The sequence below is a fragment of the Sulfuricella sp. T08 genome (assembly GCF_000971475.1).
GTDB lineage: Bacteria > Pseudomonadota > Gammaproteobacteria > Burkholderiales > Sulfuricellaceae > Sulfuricella.
In genome coordinates this window covers 45386-56219 of the sequence record NZ_DF967541.1, presented here as the reverse complement: position 1 = coordinate 56219, position 10834 = coordinate 45386, and the positions used below count along the sequence as shown (strand labels likewise).

Below are 10834 nucleotides of genomic sequence, written 5' to 3'. Positions count from 1 at the left end.
TGATGACCCATCATGGCGTGATTCCTTGTATCCATAATATGTCTATATCATATCACAAACAGGGGGCTAAAGGGTGGGGTTTTTCAACAGAATTGGCACTAAGCAGTCCCCGCCCAAAATTGATTCAATGCTGGATGACAACTCACAATAGCGAAAACAACGGCTACAGATGGGAAATTTTCAACAATAGATTCCGGACACCCGGTTTTTACATCCCCGCTTTTTTATAGCTTCCCACGGAGCCAGTCGAAAACCACAGCAGTCAAGTTTCTCTCCAGGCAGTCAAACTCGACTATCCCTTCCATGCCACGCAACCATGTCAACTGCCGCTTCGCCAGCTGGCGCGTGGCGGCGATGCCTTTCTCGCGCAACTCGGGCAAATCGAATTCTCCATCCAGGTACTGCCAAGCTTGGCGGTATCCGACACAGCGCATCGACGGCAGGGAAAGATCAAGCTCATCATTCCGCCGCAATTGCTCCACCTCATCGATCAAGCCCTGCTCCAGCATGATGTCGAAACGCTGGGCTATGCGCTGGTGCAGTACGGCGCGGTCACTCGGCAACAGGGCTAGGGCATGGACGTTATAAGGCAGGTCGGCAATGGCTTCCTTTTCGAGTAGCGAAGACATCGTCTGGCCGCTGAGAATACACACTTCCAGGGCACGCTGGATGCGCTGCGCATCGGCAGGATTTAGGCGCGCAGCAGTGACCGGGTCGAGCCGGGCGAGTTTCGCATGCACTGCGGGCCAACCGCTTTCAGCGGCCATGGCATCGATGCTTGCGCGGGTTGCCGGATCAGCTTGAGGCAGGTCATTCAGCCCCTGCCGCAGCACCTTGAAGTACAGCATGGTGCCGCCCACCAGCAGGGGAATACGGCCGCGTGCAGTAATCTCTGCCATCAACCGGAGCGCGTCCTGCCGGAACTGCGCGGCGGAATAACTTAATCTCGGATCGATAATGTCAATCAGGTGGTGCGGCGCTACCGCCAATGTCTCTGCATCGGGCTTGGCAGTACCGATGTCCATGCCACGATAGACCATGGCCGAATCCACACTGATGATCTCGCATGGCAGGCGCTGCACCAGATCGACCGCCACGCCGGTCTTGCCGCTGGCAGTGGGGCCCATGAGGAAAATTGCCGGGGGAAGTTGAGGGGAATTGGAAATGGGTAACGAGTGATGAGTTGACATATATTTAAGCCATCAGCCTAAGCCGGACCAGCCGGAAGCCAAATGGAATGATAGGTGATAGGGGGCTGATCGAGAGGTTTTCATCTCCCATTCCTCATCACCCACAACTGTTATTTCCCCCGCATGAATAGCTTGTCCAGCTCTTCCATGGAAATCTCGCGCCAGGTGGGACGGCCATGATTGCACTGGTCTGCTCGCTCGGTGGCCTCCATTTCACGGAGCAGGGCATTCATTTCCGGCACGGCCAGTTTTCTGTTGGCGCGCACCGAAGCATGGCAGGCCAGCGTGGCGAGCAGTTCGTTGCGCCGCTCGGCGAGCACCCGGTCGGCGCCGAATTCGCGCAATTCCTTGAGCAGATCACGTGCCAGCAATACCGGATCGGCATCCTGCAGCAGCGCCGGCAGCGCCCGCACTGCCAGCGTGGTCGGCGACAGCATGGCGATGTCGAAACCCAGTGCGCTGAATGCGGCGGCATGTTCCTCGGCCACGGCAACATCCAGCGCCCCGGCATGGAACGACACCGGGATCAGTAGTGGCTGCATGGCGACGGCGCGGTTGTCGAGAGCCGCTTTCAGCTTCTCGTAGGTCACCCGCTCATGAGCGGCGTGCATGTCGACGATCACCAGCCCCTTGGCGTTTTGGGCCAGAATATAAACGCCGTGCAGCTGCCCCAGAGCGAAGCCGAGCGGGGGAATTTCCGGTGCTGCTTCGGTCGGCAGTGCCGCTTCCGGCCTGCCGATCCGGCCGAACATGGTGGCATAGAGATCGGTGCGTTCCGCCACGCCCAGCGGCATGGCCTGCTGCCGAGGATAACTAGCGAATGACGCCGGGTGCGCCGGTTCCACCATAGGTGCAACAGTGGATTCCTGGCGCGCCCGGATCGGTGCCGATAGCGCCTTGTTCAGGGCATGAAAAATGAACTGGTGGATGGCACGTGCATCGCGGAAACGCACTTCGATCTTGGTGGGGTGCACATTGACGTCCACCCCTTCCGGATCGATTTCGAGAAACAGTGCGAACGCCGGATGGCGGTCGTTATGCAGAATATCCTTGTATGCCTCGCGGATAGCATGAGCGATCAGCTTGTCGCGCACAAAACGACCGTTGACGTAAAAATACTGGGCATCGCGTCCGCCGCGCGAAAATCCGGGCAGGCTCGCCATACCCCACAGGCGCAAGCTGCCGGCACGCTCGTCCAGAATGACCGAAGCAGCAGCGAACTCATCGCCAAGCAGAGTGGCGGCACGGCGCTCCATCGTACCCGCAGGAAGCTGCCAGATTTTGCGTCCGTTATGCTGCAGGGCAAAGCCGATATCGGTACGGCTCAACGCAAGGCGCCGGAACATTTCCTCGCAGTGACCATATTCGGTCGCCTCGCTTTTGAGGAACTTGCGCCGCGCCGGGGTGTTGAAGTACAGGTCCTGCACCTCCACCGCCGTCCCCGATTCCAGTGCAGCGGGCTGTATCCCGGTGACATCGCCGCCGGCAGCCTCGACTTTCCAGGCGTGACGCTCCCCCCGTCGGCGGCTGGTCAACGACAGGCGCGACACCGCGGCGATACTGGCCAGCGCTTCGCCCCGAAAACCGAGACTATTCACCGACTCCAGATCGTCGAGTGTAGCGATCTTGCTGGTGGCATGGCGCGCCAGCGCCAACGCCAGTTCCTCCGCGACAATGCCGATACCGTCATCAGCAACGCGAAGCTGCTTGATCCCGCCCTGCATCAGGGTAACTGCGATCTCGTTTGCCGCTGCGTCCACGCTGTTTTCCAGCAGCTCCTTCAAGGCCGAAGCAGGACGCTCCACCACCTCGCCGGCGGCGATCTGGTTAATGAGCAGGTCGGGCAAAACCCGGATGACAGACATATAACAATCCGAACAGAACACTAAGGTTCATGATTATATCCGTTCTGCCCGGACTATTCGAAACCATCCCCTCGCCGCAGCCGCCATAAACTGATCGTACCGGCATCAATTCAGACGTAGCACCTGCAGGCAGCCGCCCCGTGTAACGCCTTTGTCACAATCGCTGCGTAATATCGCCTCATGGCATATGCAATATTCAGCTCGGCAAAAAGTCAATAATGGCTCAGGTCCGCAGCGTTTTCATTTCCGACGTGCACTTGGGCACCCGTGCCTGCCAGGCTGAACGGCTACTGGATTTCCTCAAGGAACATCCTTCCGAACACCTGTTCCTGCTGGGCGATATCGTGGACTTCTGGGCCATGAGCCGTGGCGGGATTTACTGGTCACCGGCTCAGAACACCATCGTGCAGAAGCTGCTGCGGCGCTCCAGGCATGGCGCCAAAGTATTTTTCATCCCGGGCAATCACGACGAGGCGCTGCGCGAATATGTCGGCACCTCATTTGGTGACATCCGTGTCGAATACGAATATGTTCACACCACGGTCAGCGGCGAGAATTACCTGCTCCTGCACGGCGACGAGTTCGACCAGGTAACCCGACACCACCGCTGGGTCGCGGTGCTCGGCGACATCTCGTACAATTTCCTGCTGTGGCTCAACAGCTGGCTTTCCTGGCTGCGCAGGACTTTGCGCCGTCCAGGCTACTGGTCGCTTGCCGGCTACGCCAAGCGCAAGGTCAAGACCGCAATCAGCTTTATTTTCAATTTCGAAGATTCCGTCATCCACCATGCCCGTGAGCGCGGCCTGCACGGCGTGATCTGCGGCCATATCCACTGGCCAGCGATGAAGGAAATCGGCGGCCTGGCTTACCTGAACTGCGGCGACTGGGTCGACAATTGCACTGCCATTGTCGAGCATCTGGACGGCCGGATGGAACTGATCCACTGGAACGGCAGCCTGACCAGTGGCAAAGAGCTGCCGACCATGGCCGAGGATCTCCCGCTCTGAATCAGTTGTGCTGCGGATCGAGGCTGGCGGTAGGCACCTCGGCATGGCGCTCGATCATGGCCTGGTAGAACCCGGCCAATCTCTGTGCCAGTACCGCTGCGGACCAGGTCGCCGCATAGCTCCTGCCAATTGCCCCCAGGCTGGAGGCGTATTCTTTGTCACGCAACAACCTTACCGATTTTGTCGAAAAATCCTCGATATCATTGTCGGCAATCAATACCCCCTGCCCAGGTTTGAGTACATCCTTGGCACCCATCTCGGCGAGTGACACCAGCGGTACTCCCTGGGCCATGGCCTCCAGCAGCACCAACCCTTGCGTTTCGGTGTGCGATGAAAATACAAAAACATCCGCCGAACGGTAGCAGCCCGGCAGTTCACGGCGCCGGTCGAGGTAGCCCACAAACAATACGTTGCTCGACAACGACAACTTGTCCACATCCTGCTTCAAACTGGAAAGCGCCGGCCCTTCGCCAGCCACGACCAGCAGCACGTCTGGAATATCCAGCCGAACACGAACCAGCACTTTGATCAGGAAGCCGATGTTTTTCTCGAACGCCACCCTTCCTACATACAACATTACCGGACGCTGCGCCGCGATGGCATGGCGCTGGCGGAAGGCTGCGCCATCGCCGGGTTCGAAGCTTTTCGGATCCAGCCCGGTTGGAATCACCTTGGCACGCGTTTCGATGCCATAGTTACGCAAGGCTTCCAGCATTGCAGACGATGGCACCACCATCCCGTCGAGATTATTGCACTGGTGGCTGGACAGGCGGCGCGCCATGAAGCGCATAAACTGTTTCGGCAGGAAGGGTACGTAGAAGTAGAGGTATTCCTCGAAGAAGGTATGGTAGCTTTCGATCCGAGGCACGCCCAGCTCCTTGGCCAGACGCACCCCCAGATAGTGAGCCACGAATGGGGTCTGAATGTGCACGATATCGAAATCGGACTGATGCAGCCATTCCCTCATCGCCATCACGTGCCCGGTCTTCATCATCCGGTCTTCAGGGTCGAGAATCAGGTTGCGGGAAGGAATGCGGTGGATATTGTGCTCATCCTCGGTGATCCGACCATAGTCCGGTACGATCAGGTGTACCTCGTGTCCCTGCGCCACCAGTTCACGCCGGAATGTGGCGATAGAGGTGGAAACCCCATTGACGCGGGGAAAGTAGACATCCGAGATCATCAGGATTTTCACTGTTCATTCCTCTTCTCAAGTTGGAACAGCACGGAGCTGTCCTCTCCATCACGCCCATCAGTCATTTTGAACAGGCCTGGAAAAATAGGGAACAGTCATTCTAAGAAAGTCAGATGACAGAATAATGACAGCACCCATGTCGCCATGCATGCTCCATACAGATCTGGGCGCCATGCCACTGTGGCACATCAGAATTTTCTAAATCGTCTATGTAAATAATTCTTGACTGTTTAGCTTGGGTATTGTCTAATGTCGAGACATGGTCTAAACAGAGGCATTACAGTTAACGTTGACTAAACACAGTTACAGCAAATAATCATGCACTGTGTAGTTATCAATAATTTCAGATTTCAGAAAGGAATGCTTAATATGGAACTTCCAGAGCGCGACGGAGATGGTTATCTCGACGACATGAACATTTGGACAGAGGAGATTGGCCGAGCAATGGCTGAAGCAGACGGTTATGTGCTCGATGATGCCAAATGGGCTCAGGTCTTAAAAGCCCGTGAATATTTCGAAGAATTCGGTAGCGTGCCACCGATACGGAAGTTCGCCAAATACCTGGGCGAAGAACAAAACACCGTATTTAAACTCTGGATGACCGGACCAATGAAGCCGATCACCAAGTATGGCGGTCTGCCCAAGCCTACTGGCTGCGTTTGATTCAAAACTCGCACCGGCGCTCGCCGGTGCATCCAGCACCTTATTCGGCGCTAGCCATCTTTGAGCGTGCCAGCGGCGGATTCTTCGCGAAATAGTGCTTGATCCCGCCAAGTATTGCCGCCGCCAGTTTGTCCTGATAACCATCATCCGAAAGCTTACGCTCTTCCTCGGGGTTGGAAATGAATGCGGTTTCCACCAGGATAGAAGGGATGTCCGGCGATTTCAGCACGGCGAAGCCGGCTTGTTCTACCGAGCCCTTGTGCAGGTCGTTTATCCCACCAAGTTCGCCGAGCACAGCCTTGCCGAGCTTGAGGCTGTCGTTGATCGTAGCAGTCTGCGACAAATCGAGCAGAGTCTGTTTGAGATAGACGTCCTTGACGTCGATATTGACGCCGCCGATCAGGTCGGCATCGTTCTCTTTCTTTGCCAGCCAGCGCGCCGCGGCGGAGGTAGCGCCACGCTCCGACAGCGCGAACACCGAGGAACCTCGCGCATCTGGCTTGACGAATGCGTCAGCATGAATCGAAACGAACAGGTCGGCCTTTACGTTGCGCGCCTTGACCACGCGGCCATGCAAAGGGATGAAAAAATCGCCGTCACGGATCAGCACGCCACGCATGTTCGGCTCCACGTCAACCTGTGCTTTCAAACGGCGGGCGATTGCCAGGGTCACGTCCTTTTCTCGGGAGCCATTTTTGCCATGTGCGCCAGGGTCCTCGCCGCCGTGTCCGGCGTCGATCGCAATGGTGATGAGGCGCGACACCTCCGGCTTCCAGGCACGCATTTCAGTCCGAGCCGGTTTGTCTGCCAGCTTTGCAAGCTCAGCAGGCTTATCGCTGGCCGGATTTTCCTGAGTGGTGGCAAAAGCCAGCTCACGCGACTTCTCTGCTTGCTCTTTGCCCCCCCCCGGCACAGCGACTTCCTTTTGTCCCAGCAGTGCCATCAGCGGGTCCGCCGGCTGTAATGGATAAATATCCAGCACCAAGCGGTGACCGTATTCGCCATAGGGCAGCAGGGTGAACATCTGCGGCTTGACCTCGCCCTTCAGGTCCAGCACCACTCGTACCACGCCCGGCTTGTTGCGGGCGACTCGCACCAGCTTGATGTAAGGGTCATCCGCCGCGACCTTGGCTGCAAGCCCTTCCAGCGCGGAATTGACGTCCACGCCCTCAAGGTCGATCACCAGGCGATCGGGGTTCTTGACCGCGAGAAACTGATATTTGACCGGACTTGCGGATTCCAGCGTGACCCGCGTGTAATCGGCCGCCGGCCAGACCCGCGCCGAGGTAATGCCGTTTTCTGCATGGGCACTTGCCGCCGCGACCAGCAGAAATACAAGAGCTATTCTAATTCCTGCAAACATAGCCTACCCTTTTTACTGCCCGCTTCAACCGAAACATCCCGGCCAGATTCCCGGATGTCCAGGGAAATCCTGATGTCCGGCGAGGGCAACAGACCACCCGCCTTTTCCGGCCATTCGACGAGACACACCGAGTTTTCGTTGAAATATTCCCGAAAGCCCGCCTCGTGCCACTCATCCGGATCATTGAAGCGATAAAAATCAAAGTGATATAAGTATAAGCTAGAAATCACATAAAATTCAACCAGAGTATAAGTAGGGCTTTTTACTTTTCCAAGATAACCCAGCGCACGCAGCATGGCGCGCACCAATGCGGTCTTGCCGGCGCCAAGGTCGCCGCTGAGGGTAATCATCAGCCCCGGTTTCAGCATCTTAGCCAGCTCCGCGCCGAACGCATCGGTCGCGGCTTCATCGGCCAGATGGCGTGTTATTTTCGACGGCTGACGGTTTTCATCTAAACTATGCACGTGGACGCTCTCACTGATTACTCCCAACTGGATTTACGGCAGCTTGCCGATAATATCAAGGCCTGGGGGATGGAATTTGGCTTTCAGGCAATCGGCATCGCCGGTAACGATCTCGGCCAGGCCGAAACTCGCCTGCTGGAATGGTTGGCGCAGGGCTGCCATGGCGAGATGGATTATATGGCAAACCATGGCGTCAAGCGTAGCCGTCCGCAGGAACTGGTGCCGGGCACACTACGCGTGATCACGGCGCGCATGGCCTACTTCCCGCCCCAGGCGCACGACAGCATGGCGGTAATGGAAGACAGCAGCAAAGCCTACATCTCGCGCTATGCGCTGGGCCGCGACTATCACAAGCTGATCCGGGCTCGACTGCAGAAGCTGGCGGAAAAAATCCAGAGCGAAATCGGACCGTTCCAGTTTCGCGCTTTCACCGACAGCGCACCAGTGATGGAAGTGGAACTCGCCAGCAAAAGCGGTCTGGGCTGGCGCGGCAAGCATTCGCTGCTGCTGTCGCGCTCGGCCGGGTCGTGGTTTTTTCTCGGTGAAATCTATACCGATCTGCCGCTGCCCATCGACGAACCCGAGCAAAACCACTGTGGCACCTGCACCAGCTGCATGACATCCTGCCCCACCGATGCGATCGTCGCGCCCTATCAGGTAGATGCACGGCGCTGCATCTCCTACCTCACCATCGAGCTTAAAGGCAGCATCCCGGAGGAACTGCGCCCCCTGATCGGCAATCGCGTCTACGGCTGCGACGACTGCCAACTGGCCTGCCCGTGGAACAAGTTCGGCCAACTCACGCGTGAGCCCGACTTCGCCGTGCGCCATGGCCTGGACGATACCAGCCTGATTGAATTGTTCCTGTGGAATGAAAAAGAATTCGACAGCAGGCTCGCCGGCAGCCCAATCCGCAGGATCGGCCACGAACGCTGGCTGCGCAATCTGGCGGTGGGATTGGGAAACGCCAGGCCAGTCGTTGAGATCACGGCGGCCCTAAAACAGCGTTTAAACCATCCCTCCGAACTGGTGCGCGAGCACGTTTCCTGGGCGCTTAATCGTCAAGCGTTGTAAGGTAAGCCAGGATATCGCGAATTTCTTCAGGCTTGAGGAGGTTCAGCACATCCTTGCTGGGATCCTTCATTTCCTCGTCGTGAATGCGCTCACCCTTGATGAATTTGTCGATCTGGCGCTTCAGGTAAGTTGTGTACTGGCCAGCCAGCATCGGCACGGTTTTGTGGCCCATTCCGTCCTTTTTGTGGCAGGAAGAGCATTCGGTCTTGTAGATCTTGGCCCCGGCATCCACATCCCCTTCTGAACGCGGAATGTTCAGCACTTTCTCCACCGCCAGCAACCGGGTCAGCGCGTCATCCGATTCCTTGAAGACAGGAAAGGTGGTATCCAGCTTGATCGAAGCCAAATAAGCCGCAATATGGACAAGATCCTCGTCCGGCAACTCGCGCTCCTCGGTGTAGGGGAACATCGGCAGGTTAGTCCGCTTGCGATCTTTGAACTTGTGCAGTTGATCCATCAGGTATTCGACATGCTGCCCCGCCAGCCGCGGATATTCGCCCTTTTTGCCGCCCTGCCCGGAATCACCGTGGCAGGCTGCGCAAACGCCATTGATCTGGCGCCCGGTTTCCGGATCGGCCTTGAGCGCCGCGATTGCGGCGGAAATATGGGTGGCAACAGGCTTATTGGTGGATGCGGGTTCCGACGTCTCGGCTGCCGGCTTCTTGACCGATGTCTTGGCTGTTTTTTTGGCAGATGTCTTGTCCACCGGCTTGTCCGCCGCGATACCGCCCATCGGCGAAAGCGCCACAACAACCATTATCAGATACAAATAATTTGTTGATTTACCAAACACTTAAATATCCTCCTGGGAGTTTATCTGATCCAGATCAGGGAAATGATTGTACGATAAATTCCGGGCCCGACCAACAGCCACTGTTGTCATAAGTTCGAGGCGGCTCTAAACTGGCGCCAACCCATCATGAGAAAATATCTTGCTGAAATCATTACTTAGCCTTCCCTCCACCGTTTGGCTGCTCGGCCTGGTCAGCTTCTCCAACGATGCAGCGAGCGAGCTTATCTACCCGCTTGTGCCTCTTTACCTGGCATCGGTGCTGATGGCCGGACCCAAGGCTCTGGGCATTATCGAGGGCATCGCGGAAGCGACCGGCAGCCTGCTCAAACTGTTTTCCGGCGTGCTGGCGGACAGAATGCGCACTACCAAATACTGGGTGGTGGGCGGCTATAGCCTTGCAGCGCTGGGGCGGCCGTTACTGGCGCTGAGCGTATCGCCCGGCCAGCGCGGGCTGGCGTTCGGCTCCACCGCGCCATGGACAATGCCGGCGCGGTGGTCGGTCCGCTCTTGACGGCGTGGCTCCTGGCGAGACATACGCCAATCCGCGAAATTCTGCTATGGACCGCCATCACCGTCGCGCTGGCACTGTTCATCCGTGAGCCAGCACGAGAACATCTGAAAAAACCCGCCTTTAGTTGGACGATGCAGGGCTTCCCGCCCGTCTTCAAGCGCTATCTGCTGGTGCTGGCGCTGTTCACGCTGGGCAACTCCTCCAACATGTTCCTGCTGCTGCGCGCGAAAGAGATGGGGCTGCCCGACTACCAGGTGCCCATACTGTGGGCGCTGGTGTCGCTTACCGCGATGCTGTTTTCCACGCCGCTGTCGGCGCTGTCCGACCGCTTCGGCCGGACCCGGCTGATCGTTTCCGGCTGGGGAATCTATGGCCTGTTCTACCTGTTTCTAGGCTTGAACGGCGATGTGCTGTGGCTGCTGTGGCCAATGTTCGCCTTCTACGGCCTGTTCATGGCGGCGACTGAAGGCGCGGAAAAGGCGCTGGTCGCCGACCTCGCGCCCAAGGAACTGCTCGGCACTGCCTACGGCTGGTTCAACCTCACCGCCGGCATCATGCTGCTACCCGCCTCGATTCTGTTCGGCTGGCTGTGGCAGAGCTTCAGGCCGGAAACGGCATTCGGCTTTTCCGCCGGCTGCGCGATTCTGGCAGCAATAATGCTGAAATTCTGGGTGGCGCCAAAGCAGCACACGCCACATCCGTAATATAA

General features: G+C 57.5%; 11 protein-coding genes. 5 read left to right on the top strand and 6 right to left on the bottom strand.

Annotated features, from left to right (window positions below; translation table 11 throughout):
- Positions 1 to 224 precede the first annotated feature (224 nt).
- Together miaA and mutL are read right to left on the bottom strand one after the other, a co-directional pair.
- The gene (gene miaA / locus SCT_RS10955) at positions 225 to 1127 is read right to left on the bottom strand and encodes a tRNA (adenosine(37)-N6)-dimethylallyltransferase MiaA (RefSeq protein ID WP_059422925.1); all 903 of its coding nucleotides are present in this window, start codon (positions 1125 to 1127) and stop codon (positions 225 to 227) included.
- Positions 1128 to 1300: 173 nt separating this feature from the next.
- Positions 1301 to 3055, bottom strand: a complete 1755-nt coding sequence (gene mutL / locus SCT_RS10950; protein ID WP_059422924.1) for a DNA mismatch repair endonuclease MutL — start codon at positions 3053 to 3055, stop codon at positions 1301 to 1303.
- 218 nt (positions 3056 to 3273) lie between these two features.
- On the opposite strand from mutL, the gene SCT_RS10945 reads away from it, so the two are divergent.
- Positions 3274 to 4062, top strand: a complete 789-nt coding sequence (locus SCT_RS10945; RefSeq protein WP_059422922.1) for a UDP-2,3-diacylglucosamine diphosphatase — start codon at positions 3274 to 3276, stop codon at positions 4060 to 4062.
- A gap of 1 nt (position 4063) precedes the next feature.
- Here the strand turns inward: SCT_RS10945 and SCT_RS10940 are convergent, their stop codons facing one another.
- Positions 4064 to 5257, bottom strand: coding sequence for a glycosyltransferase (locus tag SCT_RS10940; protein WP_059422916.1), 1194 nt, complete (start codon positions 5255 to 5257; stop codon positions 4064 to 4066).
- A gap of 369 nt (positions 5258 to 5626) precedes the next feature.
- Between SCT_RS10940 and SCT_RS10935 the strand changes: the two genes are divergently transcribed.
- Entirely contained in the window at positions 5627 to 5920 is a 294-nt protein-coding gene (locus SCT_RS10935) for a TusE/DsrC/DsvC family sulfur relay protein (protein WP_009204907.1), read from the top strand.
- A gap of 40 nt (positions 5921 to 5960) precedes the next feature.
- On the opposite strand, the gene SCT_RS10930 is transcribed toward SCT_RS10935, so the two are convergent.
- Together SCT_RS10930 and tsaE are read right to left on the bottom strand one after the other, a co-directional pair.
- Positions 5961 to 7283: an N-acetylmuramoyl-L-alanine amidase gene (locus SCT_RS10930; protein WP_059422912.1), complete on the bottom strand. Its 1323-nt coding sequence runs from the start codon at positions 7281 to 7283 to the stop codon at positions 5961 to 5963.
- Positions 7262 to 7747 carry a tRNA (adenosine(37)-N6)-threonylcarbamoyltransferase complex ATPase subunit type 1 TsaE gene (gene tsaE, locus SCT_RS10925; protein WP_202812150.1) on the bottom strand — a complete coding sequence of 162 codons (486 nt, stop codon included), beginning with the start codon at positions 7745 to 7747 and terminating at the stop codon, positions 7262 to 7264. Before tsaE ends, SCT_RS10930 begins: the two co-directional genes overlap by 22 nt.
- On the opposite strand from tsaE, the gene queG reads away from it, so the two are divergent.
- Entirely contained in the window at positions 7742 to 8821 is a 1080-nt protein-coding gene (queG, locus tag SCT_RS10920; RefSeq protein ID WP_059422907.1) for a tRNA epoxyqueuosine(34) reductase QueG, read from the top strand. The genes tsaE and queG overlap by 6 nt on opposite strands.
- On the opposite strand, the gene SCT_RS10915 is transcribed toward queG, so the two are convergent.
- Positions 8802 to 9614 carry a cytochrome c gene (locus tag SCT_RS10915; protein ID WP_237759665.1) on the bottom strand — a complete coding sequence of 271 codons (813 nt, stop codon included), beginning with the start codon at positions 9612 to 9614 and terminating at the stop codon, positions 8802 to 8804. The two genes, queG and SCT_RS10915, sit on opposite strands and share 20 nt — an antisense overlap.
- Positions 9615 to 9753: 139 nt before the next feature.
- On the opposite strand from SCT_RS10915, the gene SCT_RS17505 reads away from it, so the two are divergent.
- Both SCT_RS17505 and SCT_RS10910 read left to right on the top strand, forming a co-directional pair.
- Positions 9754 to 10125, top strand: coding sequence for a hypothetical protein (locus tag SCT_RS17505; RefSeq protein ID WP_202812149.1), 372 nt, complete (start codon positions 9754 to 9756; stop codon positions 10123 to 10125).
- Entirely contained in the window at positions 10089 to 10829 is a 741-nt protein-coding gene (locus tag SCT_RS10910; protein ID WP_202812148.1) for an MFS transporter, read from the top strand. The genes SCT_RS17505 and SCT_RS10910 overlap by 37 nt, the downstream gene beginning before the upstream one ends.
- Positions 10830 to 10834: the final 5 nt, after the last annotated feature.

Excerpts from the sequence above, each read along its gene's own strand:
- miaA (WP_059422925.1), bottom strand. The coding sequence starts at position 1,127 with ATGGGCCCCACTGCCAGCGGCAAGACCGGCGTGGCGGTCGATCTGGTG.
- mutL (WP_059422924.1), bottom strand. The coding sequence starts at position 3,055 with ATGTCTGTCATCCGGGTTTTGCCCGACCTGCTCATTAACCAGATCGCC.
- SCT_RS10945 (WP_059422922.1), top strand. The coding sequence starts at position 3,274 with ATGGCTCAGGTCCGCAGCGTTTTCATTTCCGACGTGCACTTGGGCACC.
- SCT_RS10935 (WP_009204907.1), top strand. The coding sequence starts at position 5,627 with ATGGAACTTCCAGAGCGCGACGGAGATGGTTATCTCGACGACATGAAC.
- SCT_RS10930 (WP_059422912.1), bottom strand. The coding sequence starts at position 7,283 with ATGTTTGCAGGAATTAGAATAGCTCTTGTATTTCTGCTGGTCGCGGCG.
- queG (WP_059422907.1), top strand. The coding sequence starts at position 7,742 with ATGCACGTGGACGCTCTCACTGATTACTCCCAACTGGATTTACGGCAG.
- SCT_RS10910 (WP_202812148.1), top strand. The coding sequence starts at position 10,089 with ATGGACAATGCCGGCGCGGTGGTCGGTCCGCTCTTGACGGCGTGGCTC.